Annotated in this window: 21 protein-coding genes; 13 read left to right on the top strand and 8 right to left on the bottom strand. The window is 63.2% G+C overall.

Annotated features, from left to right (window positions below):
• Positions 1–28 precede the first annotated feature (28 nt).
• The 3 genes from D5400_RS15355 to D5400_RS15345 all read right to left on the bottom strand — a co-directional run bounded on the left by D5400_RS15355 (position 29) and on the right by D5400_RS15345 (position 1,397).
• Entirely contained in the window at positions 29–298 is a 270-nt protein-coding gene (locus D5400_RS15355; RefSeq protein ID WP_126010810.1) for a hypothetical protein, read from the bottom strand.
• 90 nt (positions 299–388) lie between these two features.
• A complete protein-coding gene (locus D5400_RS15350) occupies positions 389–892 on the bottom strand; it encodes a TIGR02301 family protein (RefSeq protein WP_425364885.1) in 504 nt (167 codons plus the stop codon).
• A gap of 46 nt (positions 893–938) precedes the next feature.
• Positions 939–1,397 (bottom strand): NUDIX hydrolase, encoded by a 459-nt coding sequence (locus tag D5400_RS15345; protein WP_126010808.1) that lies wholly within the window; start codon positions 1,395–1,397, stop codon positions 939–941.
• Between the two features lie 64 nt (positions 1,398–1,461).
• On the opposite strand from D5400_RS15345, the gene D5400_RS15340 reads away from it, so the two are divergent.
• The 3 genes from D5400_RS15340 to D5400_RS15330 are packed head-to-tail and all read left to right on the top strand — an operon-like array spanning position 1,462 to position 3,600.
• Positions 1,462–2,145 carry a DUF2799 domain-containing protein gene (locus tag D5400_RS15340; protein WP_126010807.1) on the top strand — a complete coding sequence of 228 codons (684 nt, stop codon included), beginning with the start codon at positions 1,462–1,464 and terminating at the stop codon, positions 2,143–2,145.
• Between the two features lie 52 nt (positions 2,146–2,197).
• Complete coding sequence (locus tag D5400_RS15335) at positions 2,198–2,974, top strand: SOS response-associated peptidase (protein ID WP_126010806.1); 777 nt, start codon at positions 2,198–2,200, stop codon at positions 2,972–2,974.
• 11 nt (positions 2,975–2,985) lie between these two features.
• The gene (locus tag D5400_RS15330) at positions 2,986–3,600 is read left to right on the top strand and encodes a LysE/ArgO family amino acid transporter (protein ID WP_126010805.1); all 615 of its coding nucleotides are present in this window, start codon (positions 2,986–2,988) and stop codon (positions 3,598–3,600) included.
• A gap of 27 nt (positions 3,601–3,627) precedes the next feature.
• Here D5400_RS15330 and D5400_RS15325 read toward each other — a convergent pair whose 3' ends face one another.
• Positions 3,628–3,813: a hypothetical protein gene (locus D5400_RS15325; protein WP_126010804.1), complete on the bottom strand. Its 186-nt coding sequence runs from the start codon at positions 3,811–3,813 to the stop codon at positions 3,628–3,630.
• Between the two features lie 439 nt (positions 3,814–4,252).
• Here D5400_RS15325 and cysS point away from each other — a divergent pair, with 439 nt between their 5' ends.
• From cysS to rarD, 5 genes are all read left to right on the top strand, one after another.
• Positions 4,253–5,665: a cysteine--tRNA ligase gene (gene cysS / locus D5400_RS15320; RefSeq protein ID WP_126010803.1), complete on the top strand. Its 1,413-nt coding sequence runs from the start codon at positions 4,253–4,255 to the stop codon at positions 5,663–5,665.
• Complete coding sequence (locus tag D5400_RS15315; protein WP_126010802.1) at positions 5,662–6,156, top strand: GFA family protein; 495 nt, start codon at positions 5,662–5,664, stop codon at positions 6,154–6,156. The genes cysS and D5400_RS15315 overlap by 4 nt, the downstream gene beginning before the upstream one ends.
• Positions 6,153–7,112 (top strand): prolyl aminopeptidase, encoded by a 960-nt coding sequence (gene pip / locus D5400_RS15310; protein WP_126010801.1) that lies wholly within the window; start codon positions 6,153–6,155, stop codon positions 7,110–7,112. The genes D5400_RS15315 and pip overlap by 4 nt, the downstream gene beginning before the upstream one ends.
• Positions 7,113–7,245: 133 nt before the next feature.
• Positions 7,246–8,862, top strand: coding sequence for a citramalate synthase (cimA, locus tag D5400_RS15300; protein WP_126010799.1), 1,617 nt, complete (start codon positions 7,246–7,248; stop codon positions 8,860–8,862).
• Between the two features lie 12 nt (positions 8,863–8,874).
• Positions 8,875–9,822: an EamA family transporter RarD gene (gene rarD / locus D5400_RS15295; protein ID WP_126010798.1), complete on the top strand. Its 948-nt coding sequence runs from the start codon at positions 8,875–8,877 to the stop codon at positions 9,820–9,822.
• A gap of 15 nt (positions 9,823–9,837) precedes the next feature.
• On the opposite strand, the gene D5400_RS15290 is transcribed toward rarD, so the two are convergent.
• The 3 genes from D5400_RS15290 to D5400_RS15280 form a co-directional block, all read right to left on the bottom strand.
• Positions 9,838–11,079 (bottom strand): glycerophosphodiester phosphodiesterase family protein, encoded by a 1,242-nt coding sequence (locus tag D5400_RS15290; protein ID WP_126010797.1) that lies wholly within the window; start codon positions 11,077–11,079, stop codon positions 9,838–9,840.
• A gap of 70 nt (positions 11,080–11,149) precedes the next feature.
• Positions 11,150–12,697, bottom strand: coding sequence for a carbon-nitrogen hydrolase family protein (locus tag D5400_RS15285; RefSeq protein ID WP_126010796.1), 1,548 nt, complete (start codon positions 12,695–12,697; stop codon positions 11,150–11,152).
• 96 nt (positions 12,698–12,793) lie between these two features.
• Positions 12,794–13,414 (bottom strand): LOG family protein, encoded by a 621-nt coding sequence (locus D5400_RS15280; protein ID WP_126010795.1) that lies wholly within the window; start codon positions 13,412–13,414, stop codon positions 12,794–12,796.
• Positions 13,415–13,582: 168 nt separating this feature from the next.
• Here D5400_RS15280 and D5400_RS15275 point away from each other — a divergent pair, with 168 nt between their 5' ends.
• From D5400_RS15275 to pssA, 5 genes are all read left to right on the top strand, one after another.
• Positions 13,583–15,493 carry a LysM peptidoglycan-binding domain-containing protein gene (locus tag D5400_RS15275; RefSeq protein ID WP_126010794.1) on the top strand — a complete coding sequence of 637 codons (1,911 nt, stop codon included), beginning with the start codon at positions 13,583–13,585 and terminating at the stop codon, positions 15,491–15,493.
• Between the two features lie 159 nt (positions 15,494–15,652).
• Positions 15,653–15,970 carry an ArsR/SmtB family transcription factor gene (locus tag D5400_RS15270; RefSeq protein WP_126010793.1) on the top strand — a complete coding sequence of 106 codons (318 nt, stop codon included), beginning with the start codon at positions 15,653–15,655 and terminating at the stop codon, positions 15,968–15,970.
• A 3-nt stretch (positions 15,971–15,973) separates the two neighbouring features.
• Complete coding sequence (locus D5400_RS15265; protein WP_126010792.1) at positions 15,974–17,869, top strand: ABCB family ABC transporter ATP-binding protein/permease; 1,896 nt, start codon at positions 15,974–15,976, stop codon at positions 17,867–17,869.
• A 130-nt stretch (positions 17,870–17,999) separates the two neighbouring features.
• A complete protein-coding gene (locus D5400_RS15260) occupies positions 18,000–18,698 on the top strand; it encodes a phosphatidylserine decarboxylase (RefSeq protein WP_126010791.1) in 699 nt (232 codons plus the stop codon).
• A 43-nt stretch (positions 18,699–18,741) separates the two neighbouring features.
• Positions 18,742–19,626: a CDP-diacylglycerol--serine O-phosphatidyltransferase gene (gene pssA / locus D5400_RS15255; protein WP_126010790.1), complete on the top strand. Its 885-nt coding sequence runs from the start codon at positions 18,742–18,744 to the stop codon at positions 19,624–19,626.
• A 6-nt stretch (positions 19,627–19,632) separates the two neighbouring features.
• Here the strand turns inward: pssA and D5400_RS15250 are convergent, their stop codons facing one another.
• Complete coding sequence (locus D5400_RS15250) at positions 19,633–20,370, bottom strand: SDR family NAD(P)-dependent oxidoreductase (protein WP_126010789.1); 738 nt, start codon at positions 20,368–20,370, stop codon at positions 19,633–19,635.

Below are 20,370 nucleotides of genomic sequence, written 5' to 3'. Positions count from 1 at the left end.
CAGAGTGGTGGTCGAAGAAGGCCGAGTTCTACTGGAGCGCGCGATCCGGCGAAAACTCGCCCGCCAGCAGTCGCTCTTTGAGGTCTGCAAGAAGTTCGTCGGCACCTTCTTCGCCGTAGAGGCGGACGGTCTCGCGCATTGCGGTCGCCAAAGCCGCATCAACGAGGATTTCAGGCTCGATGCCGTCGGCCACGCCATCAGCCCAAGCATCGTTCTGGTGTTCGAGCGCGACCTGCATCTTTTCATGCACGATCATCTCGTCAATCTCGTTCAGGCGATGTTCGGTGGCGATGGCCATGGGCGAGAATCCATATTTCCGTTTCGTTAAGCTCTAGCACGCCGCTTCCCAAAACGGGACGCCTCGCTGCCAAAAGAGGTTAACAAGGCCCTAATTTCCGAACCTTGCGATGATTTCAGACGCTAGTGTTGCGCCTTCGCTACGGTATCTGGCCCGTGCTGCTTCCGCCGATGGCGTGCAGCGGGTGTAGACCGAAGCAAAACTGCGGTAGCCGCGATTGAACGCTGCCGTCAGCCGCGCGCTTCTGGCTGCTTCCGGAGCCTCCGCGGCGATCAGCTGTTCCATGAGGGCGCGCCAGTCGGACTCGTCGCTCGACGAGGCAGCCTCTTGATTGTCGTCGGCGTCGCTCGCGGGCTCCGTCCGGCACAGCGCCTGCAGGTAGTGCACTGACCCGACGATCTCCGAAAGCCTGATCAGCCGGTCGTCATAGGGCACTTCGGGCGGCGGTGGCGCCGTTGGTTGAGGGGTGGTCGTCGCTTCGTCCGTGCTTTCCGTCGCTTCCGGAGCAGCTGGCTCCTGCGCAGCGCTGGGATCGATCACAGGCAATAAAATCAAGACTGCGAGCAGGAGGGCAACGAGCGAAGAGTGCGGCAAGCGAATCGTCTTTCCTGTCCCTGTCAGCGTCATGGGTTGAGGGCTATCAGCTTTCCGTGTCGAGGCTAAGGCGGATCAGTCCAAGTTCCACGAGACATTCGCGCACGCTCGGTGGCATCGGCAATTCTTCCACGTCCTGCGCCCCGAACCAGCCCGCCTCCAGCGCGTCGTCGCTCGCGATCGGCCGCGACGGGCCCGCTGGATCGAGAGTCGCCTTGAAGACCGTGAGGCTGAACCAGCTCGTGACACGCCCATCCGTGTCGACTTCCTTCAGGTCATAACTCTTGAATGCCAGAGGCGCCTTGCCGATCAGCCCGGTCTCCTCGCGCAATTCTCGAAGCGCCGCATCTTCCAGGGCCTCCCCGTCGTCGACGCGCCCGCCGGGAAATGCGTAGAGGTCCTGCGCGGGCGGATTGGCGCGCTTGACCAGAAGCACGCGAGCACCATTGACGAGGATCGTCGAGACGGCTGCACGTGGCTGTTGAAACTCAAGATCAGACGACATTTTGCCTTTTCAAAGCTCTCGGTATTCGGCGTAAGCTTCCATTAGAAAATGCTTGGGGGCATTCATGATTCTGAAGACGGCTGCAACGCTGGCAATGCTGGCTGGCCTTGGACTGGCACTGGCATCCTGCCAGACATTGAACGAGGCTGAATGTCAAACCGTGAGCTGGCAGACGCTGGGCCAGCAGGACGGCGCGCAGGGCAGGGCAACGACCTATATTGGCCGACATCAGGAGGCCTGCTCGAAACATGGGCTGCCGATCGACACGGTTGCCTGGCAATCGGGCTGGGAGCAGGGCATTCGCCAATATTGCACGCCGGACAACGCGCTGAACCGTGGCCGCAACGGCCAGTCGGGCGAGAACAATTGCCCGGCCGATCTGTCTGCCGGCTTCTCCAATGCCTATCAGGTCGGCCGGGCCGTCTATGATGCCCAGACAGAACGCGACCGCCTGACGAACGATCTGAATGCGGCGACGCAAAGCATCGTCAGTGCGGCAACGACCGAAGAACGTGCGGTGATCCAGACGCGGCTCGTGACGCTGCAGGCACAGATCCCCGAAGCGGAACGCCGGCTGAGCCGCGCGCGCGAGCGCTACGACGACTATCGCTTCGGCGGTTATCGTGGTGGCTTCCCGGGCGCTGCGGGCTATGTCGGCCAACCGGTCTATGGCGGCGCGCCGAGTGCGATGCCCGTCATCCAGCCGCCCCTGATCCCGGCCTATTCACCGCGTCCCGTCGCGTACTGACCGCAGAAAAGGCCGCTTGACCGGGTGATGCCCCGGTGGCATCGCTTCTGGCATGTGTGGTCGTTTTGCACTTTCAGCGATGCCGGAAGAGGTTCGGGAATTCTTCAGCCTCATGGAGCTGGAGGACTTTCCGCCCCGCTACAATATTGCGCCGACACAACCGATCGTGATCGTGCAGGCGACGGAGCCGGCCAATGAAGCCTCCAACCGGCCGGACCGGCAGGCGCTTCTGGTGCGCTGGGGGCTTCTGCCGCGCTGGGTGAAGGACACCAAGGCCTTTCCGCTGCTGATCAATGCGCGCTCGGAAAAGGCGGCGGAAAAGGCGGCGTTCAAGGCCGCCATGCGCCATCGCCGCGTACTCGTGCCTGCATCGGGCTTTTACGAATGGCGGCGCGGCGAAGGCCGCAAGGCGCGCTCGCAGCCCTTTTGGATCCGCCCTCGCGGCGGCGGCGTGATTGCCTTTGCAGGCCTGATGGAAACCTATGCGGATGCAGCGGGCGGCGAGATCGATACCGCCGCGATCCTGACCACCGCTGCCAATTCCGCGCTGTCCTCCATCCACGACCGGATGCCGGTGGTGATCGAGCCGGGCGACTTCGCGCGCTGGCTTGATTGTCGGACCCAGGAGCCGCGCGACGTGGCGGATCTGCTGCGGCCCGTATCCGACGATTTCTTCGAAGCGATCCCCGTGTCCGAGGCGGTCAACGCCGTTGCCAACGACAACGCCGCGCTACAGGAGAGGATCGACCCGCTCGCCGAAACGCCGGCACCTGCAGCGGACGAGCCGGCGGCGGAAAAGCCGCCCGGCGCGCAACTCAGCCTCTTCTGACTGGTCTTCCCATGAACCCCATTCTTCTGCCGGCGCTGTCCGGCTTCCTGCTTGGCGGCAGCCTCATCGTCGCCATTGGCGCGCAAAACGCGTTCATCCTGCGCCAGGGCCTCTCGCGCCAGCACGTCTTCATCCTCTGCCTGGTCTGCGCTCTATCGGACGCGCTGCTGATCGCGGCGGGCGTTGCAGGTCTGGGCACGCTGATCAGTAATGCGCCGAGCCTGATCTTCGCTGTCACCATCGGTGGCGCGCTTTTTCTGATCACCTACGGGTTTCTCGCGTTCCGGCGCGCCCTGCGGCCGGAGGCCATGCGCTTGAGCGCCGAGGGCGGAGCGAGCTTGATGCAGGCGCTTGCGACATGCCTCGCCTTCACCTTCCTTAACCCGCACGTCTATCTGGACACGGTGCTCCTCATCGGCTCGCTTTCCGCGCGCTATGAGGATGGAGCGCGGCTCGCCTTCGGCGCCGGCGCCATGACCGCATCCTTCGTGTGGTTCTTCGGGCTCGGCTATGGCGCGCGGCTTCTGGCGCCATTCTTTGCGAGACCCGCAGCCTGGCGGGTACTCGATGTCATCATCGGCTGCGTCATGTGGCTGATCGCAGCCGGACTGATCGCGCGTCTCTGACCGGTCCCGGTCGGTCGCGCGACAGGATCAATCGTGGTCGCGGACCGATTTTGGCCGAAACCGATCCTGCTTGTGGCCAAGCTTGGCCGTCAGTGGAGCCGCTGCGCGAACCGCGCCGCTGCCGATCGTGCCATAGCGCTTTTCCAGCGCCACAATCTCGCGCTCCTGCTTCTCGTTGCCGTTGTCCGCTTGGCGCTTGGTCTTGCCGTCCATCAAATTTTCCTCCGTAGGCCTCTGCTTACCTCTGCCTGATCCTATTCAATCACGGCTTTTTGCGGGAAATGGGGTAACCAGAAAAAGAAAGGGCCCGGTGCGCTTTTGCAACACGCGACCGGGCCCAGTGACCGGCCCGGTGATTGGGGCACCTGGCGGACCGGAACGATGATCGGCACGACTGAATGCCGTGCCGGACCGGTCGTCCATCCCCCGAACGGGTGAGGCGGTTGCATTTTCTGGTGAGCTGCGCGGGACTTGACCGCTTGATGGCAAGGCGCGATAAGCTTTTCCCATGCAACAGCGTCATGGCGCCTTCGCCAACTGCATTTGCCGGATCATTATTCGCTAGCGACACCGCTGGCCCGGCCCGTTTTGTCCCGACAAGTCCTCGATGACGACAAACGCCCCGGCCAGCAGGCACGGGAGATTGTCATCCATGGGCGAGAGGCCTGAACTCAAGCTCTACAACACCCTCACGCGGACGAAGGAGGTTTTCGCCCCCATCGATCCCGAAAACGTGCGCATGTATGTCTGCGGGCCGACGGTCTACGACTACGCCCATATCGGCAATGCACGCCCCGTCATCGTCTTCGACGTGCTCTTCCGGCTGTTGCGCCATGTCTATGGCGAGGATCACGTCACCTATGTGCGTAACATCACGGACGTGGACGACAAGATCAACGCGCGGGCGCTGCGCGATTACCCGAATCTGCCGCTGAACGAAGCGATCCGCGCCGTCACTGAAAAGACAGAGACGCAGTTCCAGGCCGACGCGCAGGCGCTTGGTTGCCTGGCGCCGACGGTCCAGCCGCGTGCGACCGACTTTGTGCTGCCGCGGCCGGACCACAAGACCGACATGGTGAGCCTGATTCAATCCCTCATCAGCCGCGGCCATGCCTATGACGCGGCAGGTGAAATTCTGTTCGACGTGTCGTCGATGCCGGACTACGGCAAGCTCTCCAACCGCAAGCTGGAAGACCAGCAGGCCGGCGCGCGTGTCGCCGTCGAACGACACAAGAGAAACCCCGGCGACTTCGTGCTGTGGAAGGAATCGTCTGCCGACGAGCCCGGCTGGGACGCCCATTTCCACATGTCCGATTCCCGCAGCCTCGCCATCCGCGGCCGTCCCGGCTGGCACATCGAATGCTCCGCCATGTCTGCCGCCTATCTCGGCCAGACCTTCGACATCCACGGCGGCGGTTTGGACCTCATCTTCCCTCACCACGAGAACGAAATCGCCCAGTCCTGCTGCGCCCACGGCACGGATAGGATGGCCAACATCTGGATGCACAACGGCTTCCTCCAGGTGGAGGGCCGCAAGATGTCGAAGAGCGAGGGCAATTTCGTCACGATCAACGAACTGCTGGAAACGGAAAAGTTCGGCGGACGAAAGTGGCCCGGCGAGGTGCTGCGCCTCGCCATGCTGATGACGCATTACCGCGAGCCGATCGATTTCAGCGTGAGGAGGCTGGAGGAGGCGGAAGCGCTTCTTGTGAAATGGCGTCGCCGCGTTGACGGCGAAATGCATGGCGATCTTCAGAAATCGTTCGTCGAGGCATTGGCCGACGATCTGGATCTCTCTCACTATCTGAAGCTGTTGAACGCGCCTGGGCTTTCAGCGTCGGCACTTTTCGCGGCAGCCGCATTAATCGGCATAGATCTCTCGCCCTTAAAGGCAGAAATCGACGTCGCTCAGTTCGTCAAAGACCGCCTCCAGCACATCGCGAACAAAAACTGGCCCGAAGCCGACCGCATCCGCGACGAGCTCCTTGCCCAAGGCATCCAGCTGAAAGACGGCAAGGATCCCGCCACCGGCGAACGCGTGACCACATGGGAGGTCAAGCGATGACCCTTTCCTCAACGCCGGAGTTTTCCGGCGGGTGTCAGTGTGGGGCGGTGCGGTTTCATGTGCGGGGGGCACTCGGCAAGGCGTCGATCTGCCATTGCCGCATGTGCCAGAAGGCCTATGGCAACTTCTTTGCGCCGCTGGTTTCGGTGGAAGCGGAGCGCCTGGCGTGGACCCGCGGCGAGCCTGCGCGCTACCGTTCCTCCAACCATGTGGCGCGTGGTTTTTGCGCCGATTGCGGCACGCCGCTGACCTATGAGGCGCCGGACGGCATGGCGCTCTCCATCGCAGCCTTCGACGATCCGAGCGCGATCGCGCCGGTCATCGTTTTCGGCGTGGAAGGAAAGCTGCCCTATGTGGACGCGCTCGCGGCACTTCCCGTGCGCACCACCGCCGACGATGAGGTCGAGAACCCTTTCCCGACATCGATCCAATCCTATCAGCATCCGGATCACGATACCGATCGCTGGCCTCTGGAAGGCGATGACCGATGAGCGCGCTGCGTGGGTTCTACCCCGAGATCGAACCTTACGAGACCGGTACGCTCGATGTGGGCGATGGCCATGTGATCCATTATGAGCGCGTCGGCACGAAAGGCGCAAAGCCTGCCGTCTTCCTGCATGGCGGACCGGGTGGCGGCATCTCGCCGAAGCAGCGCCGCGTGTTCGATCCGACGCGCTACGACGTGCTGCTGTTCGACCAGCGCGGCTGCGGCCGCTCGACGCCCTTTGCGGAGCTCGAGGCCAACACGACCTGGCAACTGGTGGCCGATATCGAGCGGCTGCGCGAAATGGTTGGCGCCGACACATGGCTCGTCTTCGGCGGGTCGTGGGGATCGACGCTGGCGCTCGCCTATGCCGAGACGCACCCGGAGCGCGTGTCGGAACTGGTGCTGCGCGGCATCTACACGCTGACCAAGGCCGAAATGGACTGGTACTACCGCTTCGGCGTCTCGGAGATGTTTCCCGACAAATGGGAGCGCTTCGTGGCCCCCATCCCGGAAGCGGAACGCGGCGACATGCTCGCCGCCTACCGCAAGCGCCTGACGAGCGAGGATGCCGAAACGCGCCTTGCCGCCGCCAAGGCCTGGAGCGTCTGGGAAGGCGAGACGATCACGCTTCTGCCGGAGCCCGAAACCAGCACAGTCTTCGGTCAGGATGAATTCGCGCTCGCCTTCGCGCGGATCGAAAACCATTTCTTCGTGCATGCCGGTTGGCTCGAGGATGGTCAGCTCATTCGCGATGCGCACAAGATCCGGCATATTCCGGGTGTCATCGTTCACGGCCGCTATGATATGCCATGCCCGCTGCGTTTCGCGTGGGCGCTGCACAAGGCCTGGCCGGAAGCCGAGTTCCACATCGTCGAGGGTGCAGGCCACGCCTTCACCGAGCCGGGAATCCTCGACCAGCTGATCCGCGCGACGGACAAATTTGCAGAGTGCGCATCATGACACGCGAACGCCTCTACCTTTTCGACACGACCCTGCGGGACGGGCAGCAGACGGCCGCACGCCCGCAGAAGCGAAGCGCACGAGGACGTGCAAACGCATATCGGGCGTCGGCCCGCTTGCTGGAGCGCCGGCGATGACACGCGAACGCCTCTACCTTTTCGACACGACCCTGCGGGACGGGCAGCAGACGCCCGGCATCGATTTTTCGGTCGAGGACAAGACGCTGATCGCGTCGATGCTCGATGCGTTCGGTCTGGACTACGTCGAGGGCGGCTACCCCGGCGCAAACCCGACCGACACGGCTTTTTTCGAGAAAAAGCGCACGAAGAAGGCGGCCTTCGTCGCCTTCGGCATGACGAAGCGGGCAGGGGTCTCGGCGTCCAATGATCCGGGCCTTGCGGCGCTCATCCACGCGGCCGGTGACGCGGTGTGCTTCGTGGCGAAGAGCTGGGACTACCATGTCGACGTCGCGCTCGGCATCTCCAACGACGAAAACCTCGACTGCATCAAGGCTTCGGTCGAGGCGACCATTGCCGCCGGCAAGGAAGCGTTGGTCGATTGCGAGCACTTCTTCGATGGCTACAAGGCCAATCCGGCCTACGCCACGGCATGCGCCAAGACCGCCTATGAGGCGGGCGCGCGCTGGGTGGTGCTCTGCGACACCAATGGTGGCACGCTGCCCGGCGAGGTCACGCGCATCGTCGGCGAATTGATCGAGGCGGGCATCCCGGGCCGCAATCTCGGCATCCATGCCCACAACGATACGGGCCAGGCGGTTGCCAATTCGCTGGCGGCGGTCGAAGCGGGCGTGCGACAGATCCAGGGCACGCTGAACGGCATCGGCGAGCGCTGCGGCAATGCCAATCTCGTGACGCTGATCCCGACGCTGATGCTCAAGCCGCATTATGCCGAGCGCTTCGAACTCGGCATCGACGGCGACAAGCTGACCGATCTGACGCGGCTATCGCGGACCTTCGATGAGCTTTTGAACCGCAACCCGGAGCACCAGGCGCCCTATGTGGGCCAGTCGGCCTTCGCGACCAAAGCCGGCATCCACGCATCGGCCCTGTTGAAGGACCCGAAGACTTACGAGCATGTCGACCCGGAAAGCGTCGGCAACCAGCGCCGCGTCATGGTGTCCGACCAGGGCGGCAAGTCCAACTTCCTGAACGCGCTGAAGCGGCGCGGCATCGAGGTCGCCAAGGACGATCCGAAGCTCGACAGGCTGATCTCGCTGGTCAAGGAACGGGAAGCATCCGGCTATGCTTATGAGGCAGCCGATGCGAGCTTTGAGCTTCTGGCGCGCCGCACATTGGGCCGCGTACCGGATTTCTTCGAGGTGCAGAGCTTCCGGGTGATGGTGGAGCGCCGTTTCGATGCGCTCGGCAATCTAAAGACCGTGTCGGAAGCCGTGGTACGGGTGATCGTCGATGGCGAGGAGATCCTGTCGGTGGCCGAGGGGCAGGGCCCGGTCAACGCGCTCGACATCGCCCTCAGGAAGGATCTCGGCAAGTTCCAGGCCGACATCGCCGATCTGGAACTGGTGGACTACAAGGTCCGCATCCTCAATGGCGGCACCGAGGCCATCACCCGCGTTCTGATCGAATCCAGTGACGCGACGACGGATCGTTGGTGGACCGTGGGCGTATCCGACAACATCATCGATGCCTCCTTCCAGGCGCTGATGGACAGTGTCATCTACAAGCTTCTCAAGAATCGCGAACAGGCCGGCAGCGTCGCCGCCGAGTAGGCAGTACGAACCATGAAACGCTCTGAAGATTGCGGCGCGCCGGGCCCGGCAGCAGCCGGCGCAAACACGCCGGTCGCAACCGGAGACACCGCGCAGGGTTTCGTCACGGCCGGCGCCGCCTATCTCTTGTGGGGTCTCGTCCTGCCGTTCTTCATGAAGGCGCTCGACCACATCAACCCGGTCGAGATCGTCGCCCACCGCATTCTCTGGGCAGTGCCGGCAGGCGCCGTAATCCTCATCTGGCTTGGCCGCACCGCCGACCTGATGACGGCATTGAAATCGCCGAAGGTCGTCGCCATGGCAGCGGTGACCGCCACGATCATCTCGATCAACTGGGGCGTCTATGTCTATGCGATCGCCTCGAACCAGGCGCTTGAAGCCTCGCTCGGCTATTACATCAATCCGCTGATCAGCGTGCTGATGGGCGTCTTCCTGCTCGGTGAAAAGCCGAGCCGGCTGCAGTGGGTGGCGATCGCGCTCGCCGGTCTCGCCGTCATCATTCTCACGGTGTTCGCCGGAAAGCTGCCCTGGATTTCGCTGGTGCTGGCGTTCTCCTTCGCGACCTACGGCTATCTGCGCAAGACGCTGCCGATTGGCCCGAGCCAGGGCTTTCTGCTGGAAGTGATTATTCTTACGCCAATCGCTCTCGTCCTGATCGGCTGGTTTATTGCGCAAGGGGACAACCATTTCCTCGCAGGCAGCAACTTCGATACCTGGATGCTGGTTGCCGCCGGCCCCGTCACGGCGATCCCGCTCGTGCTCTTTGCCTTCGGCGCCAAGGGTCTCCGCCTCGCCACCATCGGGCTGATGCAGTACAGCGTGCCGACGCTGGTGCTGCTGATCGCTGTTTTCTTCTTCGGAGAGCCGTTCGCCGGGCCCCAGATCGTAGCGTTCGCCCTGATTTGGATTGCGCTGGCAATCTATACATCGACGCTCTTGAGGCGGCCGAAAGCGGCTTGAGCACCGGAAGGGTGCTCAGTCGAGCCCCATGCAGTTGGCGTAGAAGGACGTCGTGGCCGGCCAGTCGGAAAACACGCCAATCACGCCGACGTCTTTGGCGAGCACATCGAGCACCGTCAGAACGTCGCCATCGCGTTCGATGGCATCCGAGACCGACTGGAAGTAATAGCCGCCACCGCCGGCGAGCGGGCCGGAGCGTTCCAGCGACCAGGCGATGATCTCGAGGCCCGCGTTCTTGGCTGCGGTCGCATAGGCCGACGGCACGATGGTGCCATTCTCGTCGGTCGTCACCAGCATCCAGATCGGCGGCGCGATGATCTTCAAACCGCGCTCGGCAAGCTCTTCCATCGACGGATCGAGCGTCGCAAGATCCTTCGGGTCGAAGCTATCCTCGCTGTCGCGGCCATCGAGATAGACGACCCGATCGGCAAACTCCGGTTGGGTTTCGATCCAGTACCAGACATCGTTCAGATCGAAGGACTGAGGGTAGACGTTCACGGGATCGATACCGGCCGCCCGATATTCCGCGAGCATCTGCGCGGCGTAGTCCTCCTGCGTGTAGCTGCCCTCATAGGGCATCGCCACCTCCGGCGATTTGAGTTCCGGCGTCATCTTCACACCGAGCTCGGCAAAAAGCGCGATGGATTCGGCATGCGTCATCAGCGTGCCGTTCTGCGCGTAGAAATCCGTCCGCCACGCTGCCGTGCCGCCCAGATAGGCGTCGACGCTGGTGGCATCTGGATCGGAACTGTCCATCTTGCCGCGAAGCGTCTGGAACTCGGCCAGCGTCAGATCGGACGTGCAGCACTGCGCCGAGGCTTCGCGGCCGGTCTGCGGATCCGCCGGCGTGAACGGAACGCTGCATTTGCCGGCAAGATCGGTAGCCAGAATGTCCGTCGTGGTGTGAAGATCGCACTGGCTGTGCCGGCACACGAGTTCGCGATCCTTGGTGAAGGCGACGTCGCATTCAAGGATGCCGGCGCCCATGCGAGCAGCGGCGACATAGGATTCGCGCGTGTGCTCCGGGAACTGCAGCGGAGCGCCGCGGTGCCCAATTGAAAATTCGCTGCGGTAGAACGGACCCGCCTCGCAAGCCTGAAGCGCCGCTTTGAGCTCACCGTCTTCCAGATCGTCGACGAGATAGAAGGGGCGTGGACCAAGATCGGCCGGAACCTGCCCCTGGGCAAATCCGGCGGTGGCCGCAAAAGCGATCGGCACCTGCCAGACAACGGTCAGAAGAAGAGTTCGAATCGACATCGGCAAGGTCCACGCTGCATTAAGCGTGGGACCAAATCAGGTTCCGCTGACAGTCATGTGACGGTCTTGATCAGCCGCCGTCGCTCCACCTGACCCGATAGAGATCGAAGCGCCGATCGCGCAGATTGCGCACTGCTCCTTGGGCGCGCGCCCACTGGATGGTGCCGATATTGAGGTCGGCGACGGTCACCATCTCGACATTGACGCTCGCTTCCGCCGCGATGCCATCGCGGGCGAACGGCATGTCGCAAGGCGTCAGGATCGCCGACTGTGCGTAGTTGATGTCGAGATTGTCGACATTGGAGAGATTGCCCGTGATGCCTGACGTCACGACGTAGCACTGATTTTCGATCGCACGCGCGGCCGCACAATAGCGCACGCGCAAATGGCCGTGCCGCGTATCGGTGCAGTAGGGCACGAACAGGATGCGCGCACCCTGGTCGGCGAGGCGCCGCGCGACTTCCGGGAATTCGGAATCGTAGCAGATCATCACGCCGATCGGGCCGCAGTCGGTGTCGATCACGTCGGTCACGTCACCGCCGACGATGCCCCAATATTCCCGCTCGTCCGGCGTGGGATGAAGCTTCTCCTGCGCATGGATCGTGCCGTCGCGCAGGAACACATAGGACACGTTCTGGATATCGCCGTCCTCGGCAATCGTTGGATGCGATCCGCCGATGATGTTGATGTTGCAGCCGAGCGCCATCGCCTGCATGCGCTCAATGAATTCCGGCGTGTAGGCGCTGAGCCGCTTGATCGCCTCCGATGGCGGCCGCTCTGGCTCGCTGGAGAGAAGGATCAGCGTGAAGAGCTCCGGGAAGACGACGAAATCCGAGCCGTAATCGGCCGCGACCTCGACGAAATAGCGCACATGTTCGAAGAACTCGTCATGGGTCGTGACCTTGCGCGCCGCGATCTGGACCGTCGTGACGCGCACCGTGTCGCGGCCGCGATGCGAAAGCGGCTGTGTCGCCGCTGCCGGATCGAAATAGGGGTTATTCCAGACCATCAACGCCGCGTGGCCGCCCGCCGGCTTGTCTTCCGGATGATAGCGGCGCAGGACACGGACAGGTTCGAAGCCGAGCCGCATCTGGAACGAGATTACCGGATCATCGACGTCGCGCGCCTTGACCGCTTCGAGATAATCGTCCGGCTTCGGGTAGGCCTTCTTCGCGCGCTTGTAGCCGGCGAGCCGGCCGCCGAACGCGATGCCCTTGAGATCGAGCTGTTCGCATAGCCGCTGGCGGACCTCGTAAAGCCGCTTTCCGATCTTGGCCCGCCGCCGGCCGGGATCCACGCAGATCTCCACGCCATAAAGCCAGTCGCCCTTGCCATTGTGCCGGCTGGCATAGCCGCCGCCGGTGATGTCGTCCCAGGTGTGCTGGCGAAAGATCTGCCGCTCCGCCAGCTGCAGCGTGGCAGCATAACCCACGATCTCGCCATCGAAGACGGCCACGAACTGACCTTCCGGAAACGCATTGATCTGCCCGCGAATGATGCCCGGCTGATACGGCGTTTCTTCCGGATAGACGCGCGAGGTCAGTGCGATGATCGCCTTGACGTCGCCGGCAACGGCGTTGCGAACTTCAAGACGGGGCTTTTCAGACAATGTGGGCATGGATCGACGGAAACTCTCAGCGGGAGGACGATGGTGCGGCAACCCACAACATAGTCACGCGTGCCGAGACGGAAAGCTTTTGATGCAGAACCGGGCCTACATCCGGTCGATGATGTCGGCTTCGCCCGATTTGCCGTTGGGCTGGCTGCCGGCTGCGATGATGGCGGGGACGATGTCGTCGACCCGGTCGATGACGAGGGGCTGCACGAGATGCGCCGTATGCAGGAAGCCCTCGGCCGCCATGTGGTCCATCAGCGCGATCAGCGGGTCCCAGAAACCATCGATGTTGGCGAGCACCATGGGTTTCTTGTGCCGGCCGAGTTGGGCCCAGGTCATGATCTCGATGATTTCTTCGAGCGTCCCGATCCCGCCGGGCAGGGTGACGAATGCGTCGGCGCGTTCGAACATGGTGTGCTTGCGCTTGTGCATGTCCTCGGTGACGATCAGTTCGTCCAGCTGGCCGAGCGCCTGTTTGGTGGCCTCTTTCTCCATGAGGAATTCGGGGATGATGCCCGTCACCGCGCCGCCGCCATTGATGACGCCATCGGCGACCGCGCCCATGACGCCGCGTGTTCCACCACCATAGACGAGGCGAAGTCCGTGGGCGGCGATCGAACGGCCAAGTGCGCGTCCGGTTTCGGTGTAGACGCCGTTACGACCGGGCTGGGAACCGCAGTAAACGCAGACGGCGCGAATCTCTTTCATCGATTGGGTCATGCTGGGAGGAAGCCTTCCAAAGCTGCGTGCGTCAAGCACCGTCGGGCCGGACCATCAGTTGAATTCGAAGCGCATTTGAAGCAATTGGCACGATACTTGTTACGTGTCTCCAAAATCGCTAGCGTGTATTAAAATTGAACGGGTTCGGGCCCCGTTTGGAGAAATTTGATGAATCAGGGGAATGGCGGGCTTCTGGCGCTGTGTGGACTGCTGGGGGTCATCGCTTTCGGCGTGCTCTTCGTGGCTCCGCGCTTCTTGGAGCCGGCGACAGAACAAGCGGTAGTAGAAGAAACGGCAGTCGAAGAAGCGGCTGGGCTGCCTGAAACGGCACCCGCCGTGACCGCATCCGAGCCGAGCGGCGGTGATCAGACGGCCGAGGGTCGGCAGGATCGCACAGCTGCGGATGAGGACGCTGCATCGCAAGCGCCAGCCGTCGCCGACCAGCAAACTCCGCCGACCGATGAGGCCGCCGGCACCCCAGCAGCCATCGATGAGATGACGCAAGCACCAACTCCAGCAGAGCCTGCCGTCGAAGCTGATGCTCAGGCTTCGGATGAGGCATCGGAAACGGCAGCCGATGTGAGCACCGACCCTTCGGAGCCGGGCTTCGACCTGCTGCGCGTCGAGCCGGACGGCTCGACGGTGATCGCCGGCCGCGCCGAGCCGGGGACGCGCGTGGACGTCATGAATGGCGAGGATGTCGTCGCTTCCGCCGATGTCGGCCCGAGCGGCGACTTCGCGGCGGTGTTCGACGAGCCACTGGAACCGGGCGATTACCAGTTGACGCTGCGCGTGACCGGCGACGACCAGCCAGAGGTGTTTTCCGAAGAGGTCGCGACGATAAGCATTCCTCGCGATGGCGGAAGCGAGCTGCTCGCCATGGTCACGCGGCCCGGTGAGGCCAGCCGTATCGTCAACGCGCCCAACTCAGGCGGCGAGGCGATGCCGCAGGCGTCGAACGATGTTTCCCTGGCTCCGGCCGCAGAGACGAATGCTGCGGAAAGTCAGGAAACGGCGACACCGACAGCCGATGCCGCGGGCGAAATGGCGCAGCAGGAAGAGGATGCAGCTTCCGCGGCGGAGGTGCCGGCCGATAGCGCTGAATCTGCTCCCGCTGCGTCCGATGCGCAGGCGGATGTGGCGGCACTTGCCCCCGAGCCGGAGCAGGAAGCAGCGCAAGCGCCCGCGGCCACGACCGCACAGGTGCGCATCGATGCCGTCGAAGTCGAAGACGAGCGGCTTTTCGTGGCCGGTTCGTCACCGCGCGGCACCGAAGTGCGTGTCTATGCCGATGATCAGTTGATTGGAGACGACAGGGCAAACAGCGAGGGCCGCTTCCTCGTCGAAGGCCGGATGGCGTTGAGCGTTGGCGAGCACACTATTCGCGCCGATCTCGTCGATCCTTCGGGAACGGTAGTTGCCCGCGCGCTCGTCCCGTTCGATCGGCCGGAAGGCGGCATGGCCGCAGCAATTGCCGCAGCGGAGGCCCCCTCGGTCAACGATGACATCGCGGTCGTCACCGATCCGTCGCCGCCTGCCGTCGAAACCTCCGAAGACCGGCTGGCGGCAGCCGCGCCCGATGAGGCTGCGACCGGCGGTGAGACGACGGCGCCTGGACGGACCGATCGTGTTGCCGCGACCGGACCCGCTGCGTCGGCGCCCGGCACGTCCGCGCCCCAGGCAGCGGTCGAGGCACCCTCGAGCGAGGATCCAGCTATATCTGGCGACACGTCACCAGCCTTCAGCCCGGCGGGTGAAGCCGATACCGCATCGAGCGAAGCGCCGGTACCGGCTGAAACCGAGACGGCCGCTGCCCAACCGGCAGACGAGCCCGTGACGGTGACGCAGGAGGCGCTGACGCCATCTCCCGCTTCGGTCATCATTCGTCGCGGCGATACGTTGTGGCAGATCTCTCGTCGGGTCTACGGCCAAGGCGTGCGGTACACGACGATCTATCTTGCCAACCAGCAGCAGATCGCCAATCCGGACCGCATCCTGCCCGGACAAATCTTCAGTGTTCCCGACGAAGCGCTGGAGAACGCCGAACAGCTTCATCGCGATCGGCTTCGGGCAGACTGAAGCTGGCCAGCATGCCGGAATGAAGCGTCTTCCGACTGTCCGGGGGACGTCGATAGGCTTGCCCGCGGTCTAGACATGGAACAGTTCATCGTATATCGCCGATGAACGATGCATAGCTGCTACCCCTCATCCTCGGACGCCGCGAAACGCGATGCCGTGATGGCCGAGCGCCTGCAGGCGTTGGCCCATCCCGCTCGGCTGAAGATCTTGCGCCTGCTGGCTCGCCGTGACGCGTGTTGCTGCAAGGATGTGGTCTTGGAAATTGGTCTCGCCCAATCGACGGTGTCCCAGCATCTGCGCACGCTCGTGCAGGCGGGGCTCGTCCACTACCGGCCAGACCGCCAGGCCTCGCGTTACAGTCTCGACGAGGAGGCGGTGTCGCAATTGGCCAAGGACCTTGGCGGATTGCTTGAAAGTTGCTGCAGCGTGCCGACGGCGGCGCGATGCGATGAGCTGGTCGGTGCCGGCGGAAGGTAAAGATTGATGGCTTCGAAGACTGTGTCGGCGGATTCCGGCAATCCGCTGCAAACGTTGCGCAACCTCTGGCCCTATATGTGGCCGTCCGCTCGCCCGGACCTGAAGCGCCGTGTCGTCTGGGCGACGCTGTTCCTCGTCCTGTCGAAGATCGTGCTGATCGTCGTGCCCTATTTCTTCAAATGGGCGACGGATTCGCTGAATGGCGAGTTGGCGATGCCGGATTTCGTGCCGCAGCTTCTGCTCGGCGGCGTCATGCTGGTCATCGCCTATAACGTTGCGCGCATCGTTCAGTGGGGCCTGAACCAGCTGCGGGACGCGCTTTTCGCCAGCGTCGGGCAATATGCGGTGCGGCGTCTCGCCTACCAGACCTTCGTGCACATGCACCAATTGTCGCTGCGCTTCCACCTGGAGCGGCGCACCGGGGGCCTGTCGCGCATCATCGAGCGTGGCACCAAGGGCATCGAGACGATCGTGCGCTTCACGATCCTGAACACGGTGCCGACGCTTCTGGAATTCGCGATGGTCGCGGCGATCTTCGCCTTTGCCTTCGGGTTTTCCTATTTCGCGATCACCGCGCTGACGGTGTTCTTCTACAGCTGGTTCACGATCCGCGCCTCCGATTGGCGCATCGGTATTCGCCGCGCGATGAACAATTCCGATACCGAAGCAAATACCAAGGCGATTGACTCGCTCCTCAATTTCGAGACGGTCAAATATTTCGGCAACGAGACGATGGAAGCCAAGCGCTTCGATCAGTCGATGGAGCGCTACGAGAAGTCGGCAACCCAGGTCTGGACCTCGCTCGGCTGGCTCAATATGGGGCAGGGTGTCATTTTCGGTATCGGAATGACACTGATGATGGTGCTGTCCGCCATGGCGGTGCAGCGCGGCGAGCAGACGATCGGCGATTTCGTCTTCGTCAACGCGATGCTGATGCAGCTTTCGGTGCCGCTGAACTTCATCGGCTTCGTCTATCGCGAAATCCGGCAGGGCCTGACCGACATCGAGCAGATGTTTGATCTCTTGGAGGTCGATCCCGAAATCACGGACAGGCCGGGCGCCGCTGCTCTTATGGTGAGCACCGGCGCGATCCGTTTCGATAATGTCCATTTTGCCTACGACCCGGCGCGGCCCATCCTGAAAGGCATCTCCTTCGAGGTACCGGCCGGACACACCGTCGCGATCGTCGGGCCGTCGGGCGCAGGCAAGTCGACCATCTCGCGGCTGCTCTATCGGTTCTATGATGTGCAGCAGGGCAGCGTGACAATAGACGGCCAGGATGTGCGCGATGTCACGCAGAAGTCCCTGCGCGCCGTCATCGGCATGGTGCCGCAGGATACGGTGCTCTTCAACGACACGCTGGAATACAATATCCGCTACGGCCGCGTGGATGCGAGTGAAGCCGAGGTTCGCCAAGCGGCCGATCTGGCGCAGGTCGGGCGCTTCATCTCGTCCCTTCCCGAAGGGTATAAAACGATGGTCGGCGAACGCGGTCTCAAGCTTTCCGGCGGCGAAAAGCAGCGTGTCGCCATCGCGCGCACGATCCTGAAGGCCCCTCCGATTCTAATCCTGGACGAGGCGACATCGGCGCTCGATACCGCCACCGAGCAGGAAATCCAGACGTCCCTCGATTTCGTCTCCAAGGGCCGCACCACGCTCGTGATCGCCCACCGGCTGTCCACCGTCATCGGCGCCGATGAGATCATCGTGCTGCAGGATGGGAAGATCGCCGAACGCGGCCCGCATGCGCGCCTGATTGCCGAGGGCGGACTCTACACCGCCATGTGGGACCGCCAGCGCGAGGCGATTGAGGCGGAAGAGAAGCTCAAGAAGGTGCAGGAGGAAGACGAGTTGGGCGTGGTCGTTCGTCGCAGAACCCCCGAGCGCGGCCCTGCCTGACCCCTTCGAGGCGCATAGGAGGAACCCCAATTGCCGCCCGACCGTTGCCGCTGAGATGCTGACGCGCTAGAGCCGTCCCATCGCAATCGGGGCCGGCGCCTCGAAGCAATCGATAGCGGAGTGAGAAGACATGGACGTCTGGCACAGCATCAAAAACGTGCTCGTCCCCGTGCGGCGGGAGGGCTATCCCTTCATCGCGGTATTTCTGTTGGCAGCGATCCTGCTTGGCTTCGTCGCCGATTGGCTGTTCTGGATCGGGCTGATCCTGACGGTCTGGTGCGTCTATTTCTTCCGCGATCCGGAGCGCGTGACGCCGATCGACGAGGATTTGGTGATCAGCCCGGCCGATGGCAGGGTTTCGGCGGTCACCCGCGTCGTCCCGCCGGCGGAACTTGACCTTGGCGCCGCACCGATGCTGCGGATCTCCGTGTTCATGAACGTTTTCGACTGCCACGTGAACCGCGCGCCGCTCGCCGGTTCGATCGACCGGATCGTCTATTCCAAAGGATCGTTTCTGAACGCCGAACTGGACAAGGCGAGCACGGAGAACGAGCGCAACGGCATGGTGATCACTACAAGCCGGGGCGAGATCGGCGTTGTGCAGATCGCGGGCCTGGTTGCCCGCCGCATCCTTTGCTTCGTCGAGGAAGGCGATCGCCTGGAGACAGGCGGGCGATTCGGCCTGATCCGTTTCGGCTCGCGGCTCGATGTCTTCCTGCCGGAAGGCGCGCGCCCGCGCGTGGCTGTAGGGCAGACGGCGATTGCAGGGGAAACGGTGATCGCGGAATTCAATTCGCCCAAGGGCCCTGTGGTCACCCGCCGCGATTGATCTGCGCCATCAATGAAAGCTTGAGCAACATCGAGGACGACGGATGACAGAGCGACCCCGCGACGACGCCGAAACCGACGATTTTCTCGATCAGCCGTTCAGCTCGTTCGATCCTGACCACGACGAGGGCGATACTGACAATGCGATGGGGCCGCGCCTGCGCGAGATCTCCTTCCGCATGATGATCCCGACGATCATCACGGTGCTTGCGATCTGCGCCGGTTTGACCGGCATCCGGCTCGCTTTCGAAGGCCGGGTCGAGTTGGCGGTCATCATGGTGCTCGTCGCTGCGTTTCTGGATGGCGTCGATGGCCGCGTCGCGCGGCTGATGAAGTCATCGTCACGCTTTGGCGCGCAGATGGATTCGCTGGCCGACATCGTCAATTTCGGCGTCGCCCCGGCACTGGTCCTCTACGCCTATCTCTTGAACCAGGCGGAGTCGCTCGGCTGGATCGCGGCCCTCATCTATGTGCTCGCCGCGGCGCTGCGGCTGGCTCGTTTCAACGTCATGGACGAGCGCCCGAAGGCGAAATGGCAGTCGAACTACTTCGTCGGCGTGCCTGCACCCTTTGGCGCCATGCTCGTGCTGCTGCCGGTCTATCTCGGCCATCTCGGATTCGAACCGGGACCGGTATTTGCCGGCGCCGCGATCCTCTACACGATCCTCGTCGCGTTTCTTCTGGTCAGCCGTCTGCCGGTCTATTCCGGCAAGGCCGTCGGCCGCATCCGTCGCGATCTGGTTCTACCGGTGCTGATCGCCATCGCGATCTATGTTGCGCTCTTGATGAGCTATATCTGGGCGACGCTGGCGGTCACGGCCCTGATCTATCTGGCGACGCTGCCGATGGGCTACCGCGCCTGGCGGCGCACCTATGGCCGTCCGAAGGTCGCGCCGACCGTATCTGCGGAAGAACAGGGTCGCTTGTGATCCGGACTATTCCGGATCGCGATAGGCGAGGAAGCGGTCCTGCCGCACGTCGAAAAGCATGCCGTTTTCCGTCAGTGCCGGATCGGCGAGCTTGACGATCTTGGCGGCGACGTCGCGTGGATCGGGCAAGGTCGACGGGTTCTCACCCGGAACCGCCTGCGCCCGCATGGCGGTGCGGGTGGCGCCAGGGTTCACATTGTTGATCCGCACACCGAAATTGACCAGCTCGTTCGCCCAGACCCGCGCCATCGCCTCGATCGCAGCCTTGGAAGCGGCATAGGCGCCCCAAAAGGGCTTGCACGAATGGGCAACGCCCGATGACAGGAAGATGCCGCGCCCGGCGTCCGACGCCTTGATCAGCGGCTCGACAGTGCGCATCAACCGCCACGTAGCGTTGACGTTGATGGTCATCACCTTCTCGAAGTCCTTCGCCTTGGTGTGCCCGAGCGGCGCGATCGTGCCGAGCATGCCGGCATTGGCAACGAGAACGTCAAGCTTGCCCCAGCGCTCGTGGATCGAGCCGCCGAGCGCATCGATGGCCTTCATGTCCGCAAGGTCGAGCGGCACCAGCGTCGCAGTGCCCCCGACAGCCTTGATCTCGTCGTCGAGCTCTTCCAGGCCACCGACTGTACGGGCAACGGCAATCACATGCGCGCCGGATTTCGCCAGCTCGAGCGCGGTGAAATAGCCGATACCGCGCGACGCGCCGGTGACGAGCGCGATGCGCCCCTTAAGGTCGAGCAT

It is taken from the genome of Georhizobium profundi (genome assembly GCF_003952725.1).
Taxonomy (GTDB): Bacteria; Pseudomonadota; Alphaproteobacteria; order Rhizobiales; family Rhizobiaceae; genus Georhizobium; species Georhizobium profundi.
This window is presented reverse-complemented; position numbering and strand designations above follow the sequence as displayed.